The 19,365-nt window shown below is 60.0% G+C and carries 18 protein-coding genes; 6 read left to right on the plus strand and 12 right to left on the minus strand.

Going from position 1 to position 19,365, the window contains the following annotated elements:
- The first annotated feature begins 134 nt into the window (after window positions 1-134).
- The gene (locus DSCA_RS27220; protein ID WP_155319437.1) at window positions 135-521 is read left to right on the plus strand and encodes a NifB/NifX family molybdenum-iron cluster-binding protein; all 387 of its coding nucleotides are present in this window, start codon (window positions 135-137) and stop codon (window positions 519-521) included.
- Window positions 522-562: 41 nt separating this feature from the next.
- The gene (locus DSCA_RS27225) at window positions 563-811 is read left to right on the plus strand and encodes an FmdB family zinc ribbon protein (protein ID WP_155319438.1); all 249 of its coding nucleotides are present in this window, start codon (window positions 563-565) and stop codon (window positions 809-811) included.
- Between the two features lie 44 nt (window positions 812-855).
- Here DSCA_RS27225 and DSCA_RS27230 read toward each other — a convergent pair whose 3' ends face one another.
- The 4 genes from DSCA_RS27230 to DSCA_RS27245 form a co-directional block, all read right to left on the minus strand.
- On the minus strand, window positions 856-2,589 hold the full coding sequence (locus DSCA_RS27230) for a B12-binding domain-containing radical SAM protein (RefSeq protein WP_155319439.1): 1,734 nt from the start codon (window positions 2,587-2,589) through the stop codon (window positions 856-858).
- A 28-nt stretch (window positions 2,590-2,617) separates the two neighbouring features.
- Complete coding sequence (locus tag DSCA_RS27235; protein WP_155319440.1) at window positions 2,618-3,064, minus strand: universal stress protein; 447 nt, start codon at window positions 3,062-3,064, stop codon at window positions 2,618-2,620.
- An 18-nt stretch (window positions 3,065-3,082) separates the two neighbouring features.
- A complete protein-coding gene (locus DSCA_RS27240; protein ID WP_155319441.1) occupies window positions 3,083-3,538 on the minus strand; it encodes a CBS domain-containing protein in 456 nt (151 codons plus the stop codon).
- Window positions 3,539-3,876: 338 nt separating this feature from the next.
- Window positions 3,877-5,160 (minus strand): citrate synthase, encoded by a 1,284-nt coding sequence (locus DSCA_RS27245; RefSeq protein ID WP_155319442.1) that lies wholly within the window; start codon window positions 5,158-5,160, stop codon window positions 3,877-3,879.
- 419 nt (window positions 5,161-5,579) lie between these two features.
- Between DSCA_RS27245 and DSCA_RS27250 the strand changes: the two genes are divergently transcribed.
- Window positions 5,580-6,368, plus strand: coding sequence for a hypothetical protein (locus DSCA_RS27250; RefSeq protein ID WP_155319443.1), 789 nt, complete (start codon window positions 5,580-5,582; stop codon window positions 6,366-6,368).
- A 149-nt stretch (window positions 6,369-6,517) separates the two neighbouring features.
- Here DSCA_RS27250 and DSCA_RS27255 read toward each other — a convergent pair whose 3' ends face one another.
- From DSCA_RS27255 to DSCA_RS27280, 6 genes are read right to left on the minus strand one after another with little or no spacing between them, the layout of a single operon-like run.
- A complete protein-coding gene (locus DSCA_RS27255; protein WP_155319444.1) occupies window positions 6,518-6,946 on the minus strand; it encodes a response regulator in 429 nt (142 codons plus the stop codon).
- Between the two features lie 31 nt (window positions 6,947-6,977).
- Window positions 6,978-7,661 carry a sensor histidine kinase gene (locus DSCA_RS27260; protein WP_155319445.1) on the minus strand — a complete coding sequence of 228 codons (684 nt, stop codon included), beginning with the start codon at window positions 7,659-7,661 and terminating at the stop codon, window positions 6,978-6,980.
- Window positions 7,658-9,460 carry a sensor histidine kinase gene (locus DSCA_RS27265; RefSeq protein ID WP_155319446.1) on the minus strand — a complete coding sequence of 601 codons (1,803 nt, stop codon included), beginning with the start codon at window positions 9,458-9,460 and terminating at the stop codon, window positions 7,658-7,660. Before DSCA_RS27265 ends, DSCA_RS27260 begins: the two co-directional genes overlap by 4 nt.
- 30 nt (window positions 9,461-9,490) lie before the next feature.
- Window positions 9,491-10,708 (minus strand): response regulator, encoded by a 1,218-nt coding sequence (locus tag DSCA_RS27270; RefSeq protein WP_155319447.1) that lies wholly within the window; start codon window positions 10,706-10,708, stop codon window positions 9,491-9,493.
- A gap of 2 nt (window positions 10,709-10,710) precedes the next feature.
- Window positions 10,711-12,897, minus strand: a complete 2,187-nt coding sequence (locus DSCA_RS27275) for a SulP family inorganic anion transporter (RefSeq protein ID WP_155319448.1) — start codon at window positions 12,895-12,897, stop codon at window positions 10,711-10,713.
- Window positions 12,898-12,903: 6 nt separating this feature from the next.
- Window positions 12,904-13,488, minus strand: a complete 585-nt coding sequence (locus DSCA_RS27280; RefSeq protein ID WP_155319449.1) for a TetR/AcrR family transcriptional regulator — start codon at window positions 13,486-13,488, stop codon at window positions 12,904-12,906.
- Window positions 13,489-13,634: 146 nt separating this feature from the next.
- On the opposite strand from DSCA_RS27280, the gene DSCA_RS27285 reads away from it, so the two are divergent.
- Window positions 13,635-14,873 carry a hypothetical protein gene (locus DSCA_RS27285; protein ID WP_155319450.1) on the plus strand — a complete coding sequence of 413 codons (1,239 nt, stop codon included), beginning with the start codon at window positions 13,635-13,637 and terminating at the stop codon, window positions 14,871-14,873.
- A 41-nt stretch (window positions 14,874-14,914) separates the two neighbouring features.
- On the opposite strand, the gene DSCA_RS27290 is transcribed toward DSCA_RS27285, so the two are convergent.
- Window positions 14,915-15,778, minus strand: a complete 864-nt coding sequence (locus DSCA_RS27290) for a PAC2 family protein (RefSeq protein ID WP_155319451.1) — start codon at window positions 15,776-15,778, stop codon at window positions 14,915-14,917.
- Window positions 15,779-15,979: 201 nt separating this feature from the next.
- The gene (locus DSCA_RS27295; protein WP_155319452.1) at window positions 15,980-16,594 is read right to left on the minus strand and encodes a response regulator; all 615 of its coding nucleotides are present in this window, start codon (window positions 16,592-16,594) and stop codon (window positions 15,980-15,982) included.
- 556 nt (window positions 16,595-17,150) lie between these two features.
- On the opposite strand from DSCA_RS27295, the gene DSCA_RS27300 reads away from it, so the two are divergent.
- Window positions 17,151-18,659 carry an anthranilate synthase component I family protein gene (locus DSCA_RS27300; protein WP_155319453.1) on the plus strand — a complete coding sequence of 503 codons (1,509 nt, stop codon included), beginning with the start codon at window positions 17,151-17,153 and terminating at the stop codon, window positions 18,657-18,659.
- On the plus strand, window positions 18,656-19,228 hold the full coding sequence (locus DSCA_RS27305) for an anthranilate synthase component II (RefSeq protein ID WP_155319454.1): 573 nt from the start codon (window positions 18,656-18,658) through the stop codon (window positions 19,226-19,228). Before DSCA_RS27300 ends, DSCA_RS27305 begins: the two co-directional genes overlap by 4 nt.
- Window positions 19,229-19,365 lie beyond the last annotated feature (137 nt).

A 19,365-nucleotide genomic window follows, 5' to 3' on the forward strand; every position in this document is an offset into this window, starting at 1 on the left:
CGTCGACAAAGTAGTGGCGGTCGGGGGGGCGGTTGACCGGTGATCGGTTCCGCCCGGAAGCCCGGTCTCTTATCCAACTGAAGTCAACCAAGTGCCATGCAATGGTTAACCTTTTATGAGGGAGATGCACCAAAATGAAAATCGCTTTTCCGGTAGCAGAAAACAAAGGCCTCGACAGTGACGTTCACGGCCATTTCGGGTCCGCGCCCTTTTTTGTATTTGTCGATCTGGATACGGACTCTATAGAAGCTTTCGAAAATCCGGATCAGGATCACGATCACGGCGCCTGCAATCCCCTGTCCGCCCTGGGGGGGCGTCAGGTGGATGGCGTTGTGGTGGGCGGTATCGGCGGCGGTGCCTTGAAAAAGCTCAACAATGACGGTATTACCGTCTATCGGGCCGCTGAAGGAACCGTTGAGGAAAATGCCCGCCTGATCAAAGCCGGCAATCTGCCGGTATTCGACCCGGGAAAGGTCTGCGGCCACCACCACGGGGTTCAGATCGGGGGGTGTGCACACTGATGCGTGGCCCTGCCATGCGTTGATGGAACAGGAGGGGAAACATGCCACTTTTTGATTTTTTGTGTGCCGATTGCGGCCATGTTGCCGAGATGCTGGTTTTTTCCGACGAGACAACCGTCCATTGCGAGCGGTGCGGCAGCGGCAACGTCAAAAAGTTGATGGCCGCCCATTCATCCCTGTCCGGAACGCCGTCCAGCGCCATGCCCGGGCCCGGGGATACCGCCTGCTGCGGTTCCTCTCCGGGTCACGCCGGCTGTGCCGGGCCGGGAAGCTGTTGCGGGAAAGCCTGACGGCTGAGGGCTGAAGACCGGATTCCGGTTTCAGGCCGGACGGGTCAGCGCTGCTGGAGACGTTTCAGTCGGGACCGCCACGTCTGTTCCCCTTCCCGGTCACCCATAAACCGGCAGCAGCGGACCAGCAGTTCGACCGCCTGGGGATGATCCGGAAAGCGATCAAGGCATAGGCGTGCCTCCGGGTGGCGGTTCAGCCGCATCAGGCTGTTGGCCAGGGCCAGGTGCAGGTCCACACTGTCCTTGTGATGGCCGATGCCCTGCTGCAGGATCGCCACAGAGTCCTCAAACCGGCGAAGGTGCTGGTAAACCAGACCCAGCCCCCAGAAGGCGCGGTGGTCCGGATGGTAGGCCAGCGATCGTTCAAACAGCATGACGGCGGTTGCCAGGCAGTCTTTGACCAGCGGATTCATGGCAAAATCGCCGTGGCTGAATGTCAGGGCCAGCCGGGATAGAAAATCGGCATGCAGCGGGTACAGGTCCGGCTGGTCCACCAACTCGATCCGGGCGGCAAAATCAGGAAGCGAGGCAAAATAACCTTCTCTGAGCCGTTTCCCGAACGCAAGCACCGCTTCGCGGCTCATTGCGTCATCCGTTTCAAAGTAAAGCATGTCCTCGACCCGTTCCAGCCAGATGTCATCGGTGGCGCCGGAGCGCTGCTTGAAATCGTCGTACAGTGCCGTGCCGGGGAACAGATCCAGGATGTAGAAAATGGCCGACAGGGGGCGGATGCGACGAACCAGGGCCAGGCTTTCATCGATGGTCTGATCGGTTTCGCCGGGTGCGCCGTAAATAAAATAGGCCCTGGCCATGATGCCGAAGCGAACCGTCATGTCAAAGGCGCGGCAGATGGCTGCGTCACTGATGCGTTTGCGGTAAAGATCCCTGATTTTCCGGCTGCCGCTTTCCACCCCGTAGCTGATCTGGGTGCATCCGGCCCGGCGCATCCAGCCGAGCATTTCCTCGTCCACACAGTCCACCCGTGAGATGGCCACCCAGACGATATCGAGATGGGCCGCGATGATCCGGCGGCAGATGGCGATCACCAGTTCCCGTTTGAGGGTGAACGTATCGTCGGATACGAAGAAAAAGGTGATCCCTTTTTTCCGGAGCCTCGCCATCTGGGTCACGAAGTAGTCGGCGCTGTGGAATCGCACCCGTCGTTTCCAGAAAGCAGGAGAACCGCAGAAGGTGCACCCCGCCGGACACCCGCGTGTGAGCGACAGGTGCTGAAAAGAGAAATGGTCGGCAGGCATGGGCAAACTGTCCAGGTCCGCCACCGGTTCCCGGTCCCTTGTTTTGAAAGGCGTTCCCGCTTTTCGAAAGGCAATGCCGTCGATGTGTGTGGGGGGGGCGGTTTTTTTTTGTTCCAGGTGGCGGATCAGCTCCAGAAAACTGACCTCGCCTTCGCCTCGAACCACATAGTCGACCTGCGGGAAATGGGTCAGAAAATGTTTCCAGAGGAAAGTGGCCCCCACGCCGCCGAATACCACGCAGGCCTTCGGGTTGACCTTTTTGACCATGCGGGCGATGTCGATGCCGCCCCACCGGTTGGCGTGCAGGATGGAAAACCCGACCACATCCGGCCGCTTGTCTCCCAACACCTGGTAGATGCGGTGGGGCGCGCGGCCCAGGTTGTAGCCGTTGAGAAGGTCTACCCCATAGCCGTTGGCCCGAAGCATGGCGCCTATGTAGTACAGGCCCATGGGGACGGCACTGACGTCCTCTTCGTTGATGCGGTTGTCTAAAAAATAAGGGTAGACCAGCAGTATTTTCATGGTACGGATGCTGTCGCCATCAGCAGGGTCAGGCTTTTTTATGGCGGACGATCATGACCGAGCAGGGCGCCTTGTGGGAAATGCGCTTGGCCACGCTGCCGAACAACACCAGTCCCATACCGCTGAGGCCGAAAGCGCCCACCACGGCCAGGTCCGCATCGGTTTCCTCGATAAAGCGGATGATCTCCGTGGAAACGTGTCCGTGCCGGACCACCAGTTCGACGTCCACCGTATCGGGGATGCGGTTGCCATAAACATCCTGCATCCGCTCGTTGAGGCTGACCACCAGGTTTTCGTCGGGATGCTCGGGCAGTATCAATTCCGTGTCGGTGAGCATGGGGTTGACCACCGGCGGCAATACATGGATCACGAAAAGCTTGGCATGATATCGCTGCGCCAGGTCGAGGGCCGTTTCAAAAGCGATCTCAGCGTGATCGGAAAAATCCGTACAGCATACAATCTGACTGACTGCCATGAGGGCCTCCTTTCATCATCAATGAACCACGGGCATCAGGGTCCGCAGGATATCCTCCTTGCCGACCACACCCATCAGCACGCCTTTTTCCACCACCGGGACGGTATGGAAATTATGATCGACCATGAGTGCTGCCACGGTTTCGATGCTCGAATCCGGACCCACGGTGACCGGGTTGGGTGTCATGGCATCCGAGACGGCAGTGGCGGCGATTTTGCGGACCTCCTTCTCCAGCCCCTTCATTGAATTGAGGCTGATATAACCGTCCAGAAATGAGAACAGCGATGGCAGCGGAAGCTTTTTCTGCTGGGCGATGATGTCGCTCTGGCAAAGGATTCCCACCAGTTTTCCGGTGTCGTCCACCACCGGAACGCCGTTGATACGGTTGTCCAGGAGGATTTTGGCGGCCTTAAAGATCTCCATGTCCGGAGTGACAGTAATCGGTTTTTCGGTCATGATCTCTTTTGCCAGCATGGCGATACCTCCGGTTAACGGGTGGCTGTCCATCAAAGCAATGTTGGTGGTCGAAAAAATCGCGGCGACTCAAGCCGGCCTGACGCCAGGCGCCCTATTTCAGTCTAAGTGATGGCCGGCCGGCCTGTCAAAACAATTCGGCGGCAAAGCAGGACGCCTTCATGGTGACCCCCGGGCGCACCATGATCGACCCGAGGGTCATGCTGTCCGCGGGGCGGCCCGCCAGGCGATGGATTCCTTCTTTGCGGCCATATCATTGCCCGTACCGGCGAACCAAGAAGGGCCGCAGGCGGCATTGGCCCGACACGGCGATGGCCAGCGGCCCCGAAGCGTCGTGCCTACACCCTTGCATGGATGGGCACAAAATTGTATTCCGTGGCCCCCGTGTAGATCTGACGGGGCCGGCAGATTTTCCACTTGGGATCGTCCACACTTTCCTTCCACTGGGCGATCCAACCGGGAAGCCGGCCGATGGCGAACATCACGGTAAACATGTTGGTGGGGATGCCGATGGCACGCAGGACGATTCCGCTGTAAAAATCGATGTTGGGGTAGAGGTGGTGGTCGATGAAGTAAGGATCCTTTACCGCCGCTTCCTCGAGTTCCGTGGCAATATCCAGGAGCGGGTCACTGATGTTCAGGGATTCCAGAAGCTCATCGCATACTTTTTTCATGATTTTGGCACGGGGATCATAGGTCTTGTACACCCGGTGCCCGAAACCCATCAGGCGGAACGGGTCGTTCCTGTCCTTGGCCCGTTCAATGGCTTTGAGGTAGTTCCCGCTGTCGGCCTGGATCGCGGTGAGCATTTCGATGACCGCCTGGTTGGCGCCGCCATGGAGGGGGCCCCACAGCGCGGCAATCCCCGAGGAGATGGCGGCGTAGAGGTTGACCCGGGCGCTTCCCACCACGCGCACGGCCGATGTGGAGCAGTTCTGCTCGTGATCGGCGTGGAGGATCCAGAACACCCGCAGGGCATTGACCGCTGCCCGGTTGAGCTCGTAGGGCTTCACCGGCGTGTCGAACATCATGTTGAGAAAGTTTTCGCAATAGGTCAGATCCGGACGGGGGTAGACCACGCGATGGCCTCGGGAAATTTTGTAGGACATGGCGGCCATGGTGCGTACCTTGGCCAGCAGCCGGGTCATGGTAATCGTGATCTCTTCCTCCAGGGTGCCCAGTTCGGGATAAAAGCTCCTCAGGGCGTTGACCATGGAGGAGAGGATGCCCATGGGGTGGGAGGCCCGGGGATAATTCTGGTAAAACGCCTTGAGATCTTCATGAACCAGGCTGTTGTCGTTGAGCATCACCGAAAAGCGGGTCAGTTGTTCCCGGTTGGGCAACTTGCCGTTGATCAGCAGGTAGGCGGTCTCCTTGAAGGTGGATTTCTCGGCCAGCTGCTCCACGGGAATCCCGCGATAGCGCAGAATGCCTTTTTCGCCGTCCATATAAGTAATGGCGCTCAGGCAGCTTCCCGTATTGGCATAGCCGGGATCCAGGGTGATGAAGCCGGTGTCCGCGCGCAGCCTGGAAATGTCGACGGCCTTTTCCCCTTCGGTGCCGATGACCACCGGGAGTTCTATCTCCCGGCCGTTGTAGGTGAGGGTTACGAATTCTTCCATGGTGGCTCCTTTCTCTCAGGAAATCCCCGCTGCTGTCTCGTTTGAGAATGATCGCCGATTCAACGCGGATGTTCCGTTGTCGTCCATGTGCATCAACAATTGTCTTGCTTGACGGCCTGTTTTCGACGTAATAAAAAAGCAAGCCGGTCCCGATGCCGAAAAGTGGCCGGCGGCCCCGTCCTTATTTTCCCGATAGTCCGAAAACGGCCTGTTTCACATCTCAGGCATGGCAGCGCATGGCCGGCTTTCACAGCGTCGGCGTGGCAGCTTTCCAAATGGATATTCATAACGAAAAAGGGGGCAGGGCCTAAAGCGTAACAGCCGATATACATATGAATATTCCGGCCGGATGTCAAATGCCAAATCAGGATTGCCCCAGTCGGGCCGCAACCCTCAGGCCGCTGAAAAGGAGGAATCCGATGTCATACAAGGACAATCTGCTGAAGAAAATTGAGATCGACCGGCTGGTCCGGACCATCACCGGCGCCATCGGACCGGTGGAGAGCGGCAAGCGCATCGATAAAGCGCTGTTGGGGCAGCTGGTGGCTTTTTTCCCCTGGACCCGCAGGCAGGAACGGGATCTGCAGCTATTCCTGGAATCCGATGGCCCGGGAAAAACGCGCATCCTGGTGCTGGACAACGACCTGACCATTTACCATACCACCGTGGACGACGTGGCCCTGAGAAAGAGTCCCACCGTGAAAGAGATGGTGAACATCCGCAATGCCATTAAAATCCTCAACGACAAGGATGTGGTGGTCAGCAAAAAGGAAGCGTCCCTGAAGACCATTCAGGACATCTGCATCGCTGACCTGGACCTTGACTTCACCGCCGCCGATATCGAGGGCATCGCCGGGGAGGGGGCCGCGTCCCTGGAAAACGGATACGCCCAGGGGGTTCAGGAAAGCCTGATGCTGCTGGCCGAACTGCTGGGGCTGAGCCCGGCGCCCAAGGCCTTTTCACTGAACCACCACGACATGTATGGCCAGGTGGGCCGGAAGCCCGGCGGGGAGACCACCTTCGGTCCCCTGGTGATGTTCAGCCGGGTCCACAACACCCTGACCTGCCTGGAACTGTCGTTGAGCAGCAGGGACAAGGGGCGGTTCGATACCCTCAAGGCCGCTGCCGCGGGCCAGACCGAGACGGCTGCCTCGGGGCCGGCGGTCTTCGAGCTGATGAAATCCAAGGTGCTGGCAGCCGGTTCGTAATCGTTCACGGTCATCGGTTCACAGTGGACGGTTTTTCCAGACCTCTACATCCGCAAAAGCAGACCCCCAAAATTATCCACGGCCTTCTGTTTATTTAACCGTGAACCGATAACTGTAAACCGTGAACGTTTACGCCGGTCCTCAACCCCTTACATGCCGAACTTGCGCAGCATCTCGATGACCTTGTCCTGACTCTGTTTCTGGACGATCACCGCTTTCTTGTGGTGGGCCTTTTTGATCTTTTCCGACAGGGCATCCAGGTCCGCCGGCTTTTCCACAAAATCCATGGCGCCGGCCTTCATGGCCTCTACACCCTTTTCAACCGTTGCATGGCCCGTGAGCAGGATGATCTGCATCTCCGGCCTTTTCTCCTTGATGGCCTTCAGGGCCTCGATGCCGTCCATTTCCGGCATCATGAAATCCATGATGACCGCGTCATAGGACTCGGCGGCGATCATGGACAGCGCCTCGGTGGCCGATGTGGATGTGGTCACGTCCATGTCCCGGGCGCGCATGCGTTCGGCCATGATTTCCAGAAATTCAACTTCGTCGTCAACCAGCAATACTTTTTCCTTCATGGTGTACTCCTTTCTCTTTACCCTTGAAATGTCACCGGTCCATGGACCGGGTTTTTTTTGGGGCAGGTGTTATAACAAGACTTATTTCTCCCTTTTTCCCGTCCGCGGTCAGCCGGGCACCGAGGAGACGGGCCACCACGGATTCCCGGGGCGAGGGCTCGGCCGCTTTCCCGGCAAGCGCCTTTTCTGAAAGGCCGCAAAAGCGGACCCGGGCGCCGGGGCCGATTTTTTCCGCCACCACGGATAGGGGTTGGTCCGGGGCGCCGGCGTCCATGGCCCGGCACAGGCAGGTCCACACGAGGTTTTCCAGGAAAAACCGGTTGGTGTCGACGGTCACCGGCGAATCCGGCATCCCGAACTGCACGGTCTTTCCCTTCATGGCGATGATCCGGCCGGCCAGGTCCGACATAAAATGAACCACCGCACCCACATCAACGGTCTCCATGGGCACATCGGCACTGTGGGCAAACCGGTTCATGCCCTTGACGATCCGGTCGCCCCTGGCCACCTGTCCGGCGATGGCCTGGGCCAGTTTCGACAGGCGTTCCGGGGGCAGGGGGATCCCCTTTTCATTCATCATGATCATGTCCTGGAGCAGTCCGGCATTTTCGTTGATGATGGCCAATACGTTCTTGATCTCGTGGGTAACGGATGCGGAGATCTCTCCGAAGAAGCGGATACCCTCAATGGCCAGGGCCCGGGAATTGTCGGTCATGTCGTCTCCCTTTGAATCGACCGGCCGTCGGCGCCGGCGTGGCCGGCCGGGTGGATGGCACATGCGGCTGCAGGCGTCTCCCGCGGCGGGTTGAGGGGCAGGGTGACCGTAAAGCAGGTGCCCTGATTCACTCGGCTGATGACCGTGATATGGCCGCCCATTTCGGACACCATGCCATAGGTGACGGAGAGCCCCAGCCCCGCCCCCCCGTGGTCGTGCCGGGTGGAGAAAAACGGCTCGAAGATGTGCTTCAGATCACCTTCCGGAATGCCCCTTCCGGTGTCGGCCACGGTCACACGGACGTGCGCCGTCCCATGGCGGCCGATGGTGATGTCCAGCCGCCCCCCGTCTCCCATGAAGGCAAAGGCGTTGTTGACCAGGTTCAGGAAGATCTGCTGGAGGTTTCCCCGGTCGCTTTTCATGCCCGGGATGGTATCTGTTACCGATACGGATACGGCGATGCACCGCCGTTCGGCCTCCTTTTCCATAAACGCCAGTACCTGGCGGACGATGGCTTCGATGTCGACCGCTTCGATGGATGATTCCATGTGCCGGGAAAAGTCCAGCAGGCGCCGGGTAATGGTCCCGCAGCGGCGGACCGAATCAAGGACGTCGTCCACCAGTCCCAGAAGTTTTTCGTTGCCGGCATAGTCCCGGTTGATGGTGAACAGGTCCTTGATGAGTCCGGTTTTCTGGTTGATGATGGCCAGCGGGTTGTTGACCTCGTGGGCCACCCCCGAGGCCAGGCGGCCGATGGATGCCAGTTTGTTGGCATACGCGGCCTGGTGCAGGGCCTGCACCCGGCGCTGGTCGGCCACGTGGATGCGGTTGACCAGGTAGGTGGCCACACCGAGGATGGATGCCAGGATCAGGGCGATGCTGAAGAGCAGAAAGCCGATCAGGCGCAGGCGGGGCTTGAACCACAGGTCCATGATACCCGATTCCGGCCGGACCATCATGAGCGAAAAAGGGCTGTCGGGTATGAGGGCAACGCCCAAGAGCACGGATCGCCCGTCCCGGTCCCGGGTTTTCAGTACCCGGGTGCCGGCGAGGGGTTCCGGGACCTCCAGGGAAATCTTTTCGAAGCGGTTGCCGTAATGGCGGCTGGATGTCTGCAAAATCCCATCGGCGTTGACGATAAAGGCGTCAATCTCGGGGGGCAGGTCCAGCCGGGCGATGGGCTCGTCCAGCAGGCCGGCGTCCAGGGTTGCCCGCAGGACAAAGAAGCTGCCGGGCGCCTGGTCGTGCCGGATTGCCACCACCAGCTGGTGCTGCTGTCCACGGGGCAACGTCACCTCGCTGATGAAAAAACCATTGGCCACGGCGCCATCGTAGCAGACGGCGGTTTTTTCGGGAAATTTTTCAAGGGCATGGGGTCCGGCATGCGCTCTCAGGGTGCATTGGGCATCCATGACATCGAGATCCACGAATCCACCCAGGCCGCCCTGAAGGTTTTCAAGGACGGCCGCCAGCCTTCCCGGTGCCAGCAGGTCCGACAGGCGGTTGTCCCGGGCCACGAATTGCAGGGCCGCCCGGCGTTGGGACAGCAGAAAGGATGTGCTGCGCCAGGTGTTGGAAACCATGCTGGAGATGCCCATCGTCGCTTCGGATTCAAAGGCCTGCCGGGTGAGCCGGTAGTCCACCAGCGTCATGACCAGCAACGGCGCCAGCGTCACCATCGTGGTGAAGGCGACGATCATCAGCCATTTGCGCCGGAAGCTGAAATGGGCGCTTCCCGGTCCGGCCGCCGCGTCCTGATAATCCCAGAAACGCGGTTTCAGTCTGGACAGGTTCAGCATGACCGGTCCCCGCGGGTCCGTCGACCTGATTCAGGCATGGAATGTGCGGATTTTTTCATGGGCTTTTTTCAGGATGTCGCTTAATTCATCGATGTCCACGGGCTTTTGCATATAGGCGAAGGCCCCCAGTTGCATGCACTGCTTCCGATCGGCTTCGGAGCCATGGCCGGTGAGCACGATCACCTCGATTTGCGGCCGGGTGGCTTTGACCTGCTTGAGGATCTCCATGCCGTCGATGCCCGGCATTTTCAGGTCGATGATCATGACCTCCGGTTCGTCTTCGGCCACCAGGGCCAGTGCCGATTCGCCATCATAGGCCACGGCCGATCCCATATCCCGCAGCTGAAGCCGTTCCGACAGGGTCTGGACAAATTCTCTCTCGTCATCCACCAGCAGCACCCGGGATGGCATTTCGAAGCTGTGCTTGCGGTAGATATGCGCCTGGTGAAAATCCTTGCCCACCTGGGTTTCTACCGAGTGGACACCGGGGATGGCTCCGGCGATGGATTTGAGCTCTTCTTCCAGGCGGGTGAGCATCAGCACCTGCTTGTTGATGGTCAGCGCCACCTCACCGCCGCGGGCCGCCACGGAGACATCGTGTCCTTCCCGGGACAAGGCCATCTCCACGGTGGCGGCCAGCAGGAAATCCTTCTGGGCCAGCATGGAGGCGTTGGTGCGGCGGACGGCGTCCTTGATGAGGTTTTCCTCGATCAGGGCGCCGGCCTTGGCCACATTCACCCGGTTCATGGGGAGCACCATGTCGTACAGGGCTTTATCCCATGGATCTTTGGCCGAAAAGAGGGTTTCGGCCCAGCTGCTGCTGTCTGCATCCCGGGCGTGGATCTGTTTCAATGCCTCCTTTTCCGCCAGCCCCTGAACGACGCCGGCCTGTTCGAGGCGATAGGGTATGGCCGCGATGATGCAGACGCGGAGCACATGGCTGATGGCCGCGGGGATCAGCAGCCCGGAAAAGCCATGGACCACGGCAGGGCCCTTTTCCAGCTCGGTTGCCAGGGCCAGGCGCAGGCAGGCAACGGAGCACTCTTTTTCATGGGTGAACGGGTTGAAGACCGAGGTCTTGGCGGAAAAGGCGCGCCGGACCTTGCTCTCCGGCATGCCTGACGTCTTTCCCGCCATGCGGACGAGCTGTTCGTCGGTGACCAGCCGGTACCCGGTGCTGTCCATCACGTCCCGGACGACCGCGTCCGCACTGCAGAAAATGCCGCTGAAGATGGAAATGACAGACATCGTTAAACTCCTTTGGATTGGCTGTTGATCCCTGAGCTTCGAACCGAGGTCAACGGACAGTTTTTTTCACTGCCGCCCGAATGGGTCTGTTTGTGGATGGCGCGAATCGCCTGCTTCAGGGTCGGATAAATATGATCTTCGCCGATTTTGTAGAGCAGGTGCGTGCGTCGCAGTACCTGCATCACCGGATCGTGGACACTGCTCAGGGAGATGTCGATGCCTGCGCTTCTGACGCGATCCACGGTCAGGGAGAGGGATTCCTGGCCCGACGCGTCCATGTCGTGGATGGACTCGGCGGCGATGATAATGTGTTTGAGCTCTTTTTTGATTTTGCGCCGGTGGCGGATCTGGTCCTCCAGATAACTGGCGTTGGCATAGAAAAGGGGGCCGTCGAACCGCACCACGTCGATGTAGCGGCACTCCTTCAGCCCGTGGGTCACGGCGTCGTGGAGCGCCTTGTCCAGCCCCAGGGAAAGGTCCACCACGTGGGGCCGCATGCTCCGGTAGAGAAATACGCACAGCGAAAGCCCCGCCCCCACCATGATGCCCCGGTCCAGGTGGGGGGCAAAGACCAGGGTGCACACGAAGGTGGCCACGGAAATGGCCCCGTCGTACCATTGGGCGCGCCAGGCGTGGAAAAATCCCCGGGTGTTGATCAGTCCGGCCACCGCCACCATGATGATGGCCGCCAGTACGCTCTGGGGCAGGTGATAGAGCAGGGGGGTGAAGAAAAACAGGGTCGCCACGACCGCCAGGCAGGTGATCACGCTGGACAGGCCGGATACGGCCCCGGCTTGGAGATTGACCGCCGAACGGGAAAAGGACCCGGCCACGGGGTAACTCTGGGCCATCGAGCCGATGATATTGGCCAGCCCCTGTCCCATGAGTTCCTGGTTCGGGTCGATGCGCTGGCCGGTTTTGGCGGCCATGGCCTTGGCAATGGAGATGGCCTCCATAAATCCCAGCAGGGCGATGATGACGGCCGTTGGCAGCAGTGTCATGGCGATGTGGCCATCGATTTGGGGAACAGAGAAGTCGGGAAGCCCCCTGGGGACGGCACCGACCACCTCGCCACCACCGCTGAAGACCAGTGACGACGCATCCAGGGGGGTGTTGGCGACCTTCAGCCGCCACGTGCCGCCGATTTTTTCCATGTCGGCCGGGCGGTGGCCCCTGGCATAAAACCGGAGGGCTCCCTCCCTGCCCCGGCCGGCTTCAAAGAGCAGGCGGCGGATCTGGTGCCGATAGTCGGCGGCCTGCCTGGCCTTGAGGTCCATCCGGTAGTTCAGGACCTCCAGATCCCGGCGGGCGTCGATGCCGATCATCCGGTGGCCCTCAATTCTGGCCTGCTTGAGGATGGCGTTGATGCGGGCCCGTTCGGCGCCCATTCCGCCGAGTTGGGTGGTGGCTGCGTTGAAATGGACGATCAATGCCCGGGTGTCAGGATCGACCACCGATTCCAGCGGCATGGTGGCCCGCTGTTCGAACCCGGTGGCCCAGCTGACCAGGGTGGTGGCCGCCACCGCCACGAGCACATTGGGAATCCGCAGGCTGATCTTTTTCAGGGCCAGCATCACTGCGAAGGCAAAACCACCCATCATGAGCGTGGGCCAGTGGGAGTAGTGCAGGGCCGCCTGGATCACCCGGATGATCGTGTGGTAGTGATAATCGCTGCTGTCCACCGCCACGCCGAACAGTTTGGAGATCTGGCCGGTGGCGATGATGATGGCGGCCGCATTGGTGAAGCCATTGACTACCGGGTGCGAGAGGAAATTGACCACCAGGCCCAGTCGAAACAGGCCGATGCCCAGCTGAAACAGCCCCACCATCAGCGCCAGCAATACCGCATACCCGACATACGCCTGGCTGCCGGCCGCGGCCAGCGGTTGCAGGGCCACGGCGGCCATCAGGGAAACCACGGCAACGGGACCGGTGGCCAGCTGGCGGCTGGACCCGAACAGGGCGGCCACCGCCGGCGGCAGGAAGGCCGCGTAGAGTCCGAAATAGGCAGGCAGGCCGGCCAGCTGGGCATAGGCCATGGATTGGGGCACCAGCACCAGCGCAACGGTCAGGCCGGCAAACAGATCGGCTTTCAGATGGGGTGCGCGGTAGCCGGGCAGCCATTCCAGAAAAGGCAGCAGCCGGTCCGGCCTGACGTTTAGAAATGTGGATGACAATCTGCTGGCCATGGCGGTTTAGCGGCCTCCTGTCAGCAGCCGGCGGCAGGCAACGGTCAAACTCTCGAAAAGCGCGCCCGCATCGTAGACCCGATACGTGTTGAGCCGGACGATGCCGTCGACCATGGCAAAAAGAACCATGGCCGTCTTTCGCGGGGCGGCGACCGCCACCGACCCGTCCTGAATGCCTTTCTGGATCCCCTCTTCGAAGATGTCCAGCAGGCAGGTGTAAATGGATTCCAGGTGGCTGCGGCACACGAGACTGGTTTCCGCCATCTGGTAGGGATAGTGGCGGTGAAGAATCAGGAACTGGTCTTCCATGGTGCCGGCCAGGTGCAGGTAAAAAGCGACCACCCCCTCGACCGTTTCGATGCCGTTCAGGTCCCCGCGATTCTGCTGATGCCGGTTGAACTGGTCCAGGATGCTCTCCTTGACGTCTTTCAATACGTGCAGGAACAGATCCTCCTTGTTCCTGAAGTGGTGAAAGATGGTGCCGGTCGCCGCGCCGGTGAGGGTGGACAGCTCTGACATAGAGGTCCCCTTGAATCCGTTTCGGGAAAAGAGCCGGGTGGCGGCGGCAAGGATTGCATTCCGTTTGGACATGTGTTACCTGTTTCAAAAATAACCAACCGAATGATCGGTCGGTTTTTAATTAAAGACTTTTCGCCAGAATGTCAATATCAAAAGATGGCATTCGCTGACCTGCACCCTTGTCTTCTGTCGACGGACGGGCACGAAGGAGGAGTACCATGTCCCACCCTGTTCCTGAAAAAGCGGAATTGCTGGAAAAACTCAAGCAGGGCGGTTTTGATGTCCCCGATTTTATCTATGTCCCCGCGCAGCATTTCGAGACGGAAGATTTTACCGCCCTCGAATCGTTTCTGGAGCGGCACCGCAAGAGTTTCAAGGTGATCGCCCGCAGCGCCCACCTTGCGGAGCGTTTTTTCAAAGGGGGGACGTTTGACTCACTGGAGACCTATGCCGACGTGGCGGGCATCCGGTATGCCCGCAACAAGATGATCAAGCTGGCCAGAACCAGCAGGCACCTGACCATTGCCCGCCAGCAGCGGTTCAATCATGCGCCGGAACTGGATGTGGACCAGATGGGCGTCATCGTGATGCCCTTTGTTGACGGTTCCAGCGTCATGGCCAAGAGGATCCACGGCCACTGGGAATTCGGATATTGCCGGGACCGTATCCGCAAGGTCCAGCACGGGCCCTATATCACGCGGACGCCCCATGACCGGCGGCTGGTCCAGTTGTCCAAGGACATTCAGGCCCATCTGGGATTCCGGTGCGAAATCGAGTATATCATTTCCGCCGACGGCGGCATCCACGTGGTGCAGGCCAAGGATATCTCCCGCATCGATATTCTCGAAGAAAAGGAGAGCCGGCGGTCCATCACCCTGGACGGCATCCGGCGGATCCGAAAGCGTCGAAACTATCGGGAGCGGCCGCTGTATGTCATGGACAACAAGGCTTTTTACATCAATATCATCTCCCGGTGCGAGGAAATGGTCACGGACGGCGACCCGGCCGGGGAGGCGACGATCGACGGGATCATCGATTTCATCAAGGCCTATGAAGCGGATCTGGAGGCCTTTGCCCTGCGCCACCAGCGATATGCCGTGCTGGGACTGGCCATTCAGGATCCGGTTGACCTTTACCAGATCGCCAACCATTACCTGGACGACACGCCCGAACTGCAGGCGAAGCTGTCCAAGGCCCTGCACAACAATCTCTACGAGATCGATATTTTCCTGTCCGAAGCCGACACCCTGATCGCCAGGGACAAGTTCCGCATGAATCTTTGCAGCCACGATGCCTATGGTATCGACACGGTGCGGAATCCCCTGTGGACCGTATACTGGTCCATGGAGCGCCATGACGATGTGGTCCCGGACTTCAAGCGGGTCGGCTTCAAAACCGGAGATACGGTCGGTATCGATATCGACGTGGACGACAGACCCACGATCTATCGCCTGTGACGGTCCATGTTCAGGCCGGGGGCGTTTTCAGGGACCTTCCTTCAGGGATCGCGAAAATCTTTCAGGTTGATCACATTGCCATGCTCGCTGCCGACTGATCCCGGATCCTGCCAGGCGCCGTCGCGTTTTTTACGGCGGATCTGATCCATGACGGCCTCGATTTTGGGATTTTCGGCGATCAACGCCTGAATCTGGATTTCCAGGGCCTCCCAACGGGCTTCCAGCGCGTCCGTGGTCAAGGAGAACGCGGCCATTTCGCACAGCAATCGGGCCAGCGAGCGCATGATGCCGTGGTGGGTGATGCCCTGCAGGTAAGCCGGGCAGTGGCACCAGAGGCTGGCACCGGTCAGCGCCCGCTTCCGGCAGGCGTCCAGAATGAGGGTGTGGATGGCGCTGGGTCCGTGGTAGGTAATGGGCGTCACCCGGTGCCGGTTGAACACGTCTGTAAAATCACCCCCGGTGCTCACCGCCGAAATCATGCGGTCCGTGTGCAGCACATGGTCGAACATGCTGCCCAGTGTCATCACCGCCGGTGCCCCCAGCCGCTGCGCCCAGTCCGCCAGCTCACGGGAAAACCGGTACCAGTTCAGGCTGGGTTCGTCGGCGACGACCACCAGCAGGTCGTTCTCCCCGGTGGGGGTTTCGATCGCGTAAATGCGCCCCTCGGGGGGCTGGATCGATATCAGCCGGCCGGCATCGATTTTCACCAGGGGCCGGTTCTCGTCGTATCGATAGCAGCGGTCGGGATCCACATGGCCGACGGGCACACCCTTCAGGGTCTCTACCAGGTAGGCGGCCATGCCGGCTGACACCTCCAGGGCATTGCCCCACCCCCGAAAACCGATGATCAGCATCGGCGATGTCAGCGCGGGCATTGCCTCCAGGTGTAAGGTTTCGTATGCCATGTGACTGCCTGCCCTTTCTGATCATTGTATTGAACCAATACAATCATTTTCAGCTGGAATGCGCCGACTGTCAACAGGCAAGCCACCGGCCCGAACCAACGGGTCCCGGACGATCGTGCGATCAGGCTGCGACAGCCGCGGACCGTTGCGGATGCGGGAAAAAGAGATGGGCCCGGGATTCCGGATGGGCCGGCGGGCCGCCTACTCCCTGTTCCGATAGATCTCCGGGTAGAGGCGACGGGCGCACTCGGGGCAGATGCCGTGGGTAAAATCAACGTCGGTGTGGCCGGCGAGGTAGTCCTCGATCTGCTGCCAGGTGTTTTCGTCATCGTTGCGGATTTTTTTACAGGCGGCGCAGATCGGCAGCAGGCCGTCCAGGGTTTTGACCTCCTCGAGCGCCTTGCGCAGCTGGCTGATCCGTCGTTCCCGCTCCCGTGCCGCGGCATGCTTTACCATGGCGATCCTGATGGCCGACCGCAGTGCATTGATGTCGTATGGCTTGATGATATAGCCATAGGGATTGGTCCGGATGGCGCGCTCGAATATCTTCTGGTCGGAAAGGCAGGTCATGTAGATGACGGGAACATCCGAACCCTCAGAGATTTTCTCGGTCGCTTCGATCCCCGTCATCTCCCCCTTGAGCAGGATATCCATGGTGACCAGGTCGGGGTGGTAGCGGTATACGCCGCTGACGGCTTCCAATCCCGTTTCGGCCGTTGCGCAGATCCGGTACCCCAGGCTTTCCAGGCGCGCGGAGAGCACGGTGGAGACGTTGGGATCGTCCTCCACCACCAGGATGTTGATCGGTGGCTGCATGATGACCTCCCTTTTGGCTGTGGATGCCCGGTCAGGCAATTCTTGCTCACGGGGTTACCTTTTGTGCACTGTCGGGACCGGTCCGGGGCCGGATGATGAGGCGCCGGGAAACGATGCCGCCCCCTTCGACCGGGTGTTTCCGGCCCGGCAGATGAATTCATGGCCGCGATAATTCTGACACGGCGATCCATACCCTCGTGAATTAGCAATATCTTTGCCATTGCGTCATTCTGGCCAGGTCTTCGGGGATGAAATGTTTCTATCGATAAGAACAGAAAATCCTTGACACCCATTTTAAAAGCCCCTAAAGGTATGGGAAAGATCACAACGGGAGAAACAATCATGGATCGTCGGCCGGTTTTCACGATGTCTTGCTCAGCGCTGTCCGCGTCACGGTGGTGGTGGCCGTGGCGCTGTTCCGGAGCCTGCCGGGTCTGATCTGTGTAAACCAAGCTGAACGAAACGGACCGCGGGCGGACCCACCGATGCCCGTGATCGCGCATCCAGGGTCGTGAAGACAATCGCGGCCTTTTTTATTGGAAAAAAAGGAAAACCGATGAAATTAAGGGAGTTCCCCAGCCGGGATGAATTTGATCACCTGGCCCGGACCTGCAATGTAATTCCCGTTTGCCGGGAAATCCTGGCCGACATGGAGACGCCGGTGTCCCTGCTGAAAAAAAGCTATGATGATGGCGGGCAGGGGCCCCATACACCGATCTTCCTGCTGGAGAGTGTGGAGGGGGGTGAGAAATGGGGGCGCTACAGCTTTCTGGGCACTTCGGCGCGGACCCACGTCAGGGTTTTTGCCGACGGGGTAACCATTTCCGGGGGCGATGGCGAAACGACCATCCCGCACGGCGGCGATCCCCTGGCCACCCTGCGGTCTTTCATGGACCGCTTCCAGCCGGCTGAAATGCCCGAACTGCCGCGGTTCTGGGGAGGCCTGGTCGGGTATCTCACCTATGAAATGGTCTCCTTTTTCGAGCGCATTCCCAGCCGGCTGCCGGCCGATACGCCCCTGGCCCACTTCATCGTCTGCGACGAACTGCTGATTTTTGATAATGTCCGCAATACCATGATTTGCGTGGCCATTGCCTTTACCGACGGCAGTCCGTCTGCGGGCTCGGCCTACGACGATGCCGTGATGCGCCTGAACGCCATGGAGCAGCGCATGGCCGGGCCGGTCGGCACGGACACGGTGGCCGATGACGACGACGGGTTGACCATGGCCCCGCTGCTCGATGCGGAAACGTTCAGGGCACGGGTGGCCGCGGTAAAAGACCACATCCGGCAGGGGGATGTGATCCAGGCCGTTATCTCGCAGCCCTTTCAATGCCGTGCCCCCCGCGACATCGTCTCGGTCTATCGCGCCCAGCGGTATGTGAACCCGTCTCCGTACCTCTACTTTTTTCATTTTGACGAGATGGCCCTGGTGGGATCTTCGCCGGAAACCATGGTGCGCCTGGAAAACCGGGTGGCGACCCTGCGGCCCATTGCCGGAACCCGGCCCCGGGGAGCCAGCGAGCAGGCCGACCGGGAGCTGGCGTCGGAACTGCTGGCCGACGAGAAGGAGCGGGCCGAGCATCTGATGCTGGTGGACCTGGGGCGCAACGATCTGGGCCGGGTCGCCCGGACCGGCACGGTGCAGGTGACGGACCTGATGGTGGTGGAGCGTTATTCCCACGTCATGCACCTGGTTTCCAACATCAACTGCGACCTGCGGGACCGCTACGACGCCTGGGACCTCCTGCGGGCGTCGTTTCCCGCCGGCACCCTTTCCGGTGCCCCCAAGGTCAGGGCCATGGAAATTATCGACGAATTGGAGCAGGGCCCGCGCGGTCCGTACGGCGGGGCTGTCGGCTACGTCTCTTTCAGCGGCAACATGGACCTGGCCATTACCATCCGGACCGCCTGCGTCGAAGGCCGGATGCTGACGGTCAGGGCCGGAGCGGGTATCGTGGCCGATTCGGATCCGGAAAACGAGCGGAGGGAAACCGTCAACAAGGCCATGGCCATTCAACGGGCCCTTGAACTGACCCGGCGGGGAGGGAAGGCGACACCATGATACTGATGATCGACAATTACGACTCCTTTACCTACAATCTGGTCCAGTACTTCAAGCAGATCGGCCAGGATGTCGCGGTGAAAAGAAATGATGACATCACCGTCGATGACATCGCTGCCATGGGGCCGCAAGCCATCGTGATTTCTCCGGGACCGGGCCGGCCCTCGTCCGCCGGCGTTTCCCTGGATGCGATCCGGCGGTTTTCCGGAACGATCCCCCTTCTCGGCGTCTGCCTGGGCCATCAGTCCATCGCCCGTGCCTTCGGCGGCAAGGTGGTTGCCGCCAGGCGGTTGATGCACGGCAAAACCTCGGCGATCACCGGTGACGGCAAAGGGGTTTTTTCCGGCATCAAACAGCATTTCCAGGCCATGCGCTACCACAGCCTGGCAGTGGAAAAAGAAAGCCTGCCCGACTGCCTGTCGGTGACCGCCACGGCGGAAGATGGCGAGATCATGGGGCTGAGGCACCGGTCGCACGCCACCGAAGGGATCCAGTTTCATCCCGAATCCATCATGACGCCGGTGGGGAAGCGGCTGCTGCGCAATTTTATTAAATTGGCGGTTCCGTAGGAAGTCCGATATCTGCGTTACGCTTCATCCCCCGTCACTGCGGCGTATCAGAAATACGCATCGTTTCCCGGGACTCGCAAGCCTTGACCCCGGACTTCCCATGAAACCGCCTGCGACGGGGCCTTGTTGATGCGTCA

Origin of the sequence: Desulfosarcina alkanivorans (assembly GCF_009688945.1) — a bacterium.
Taxonomy (GTDB): Bacteria; Desulfobacterota; Desulfobacteria; order Desulfobacterales; family Desulfosarcinaceae; genus Desulfosarcina; species Desulfosarcina alkanivorans.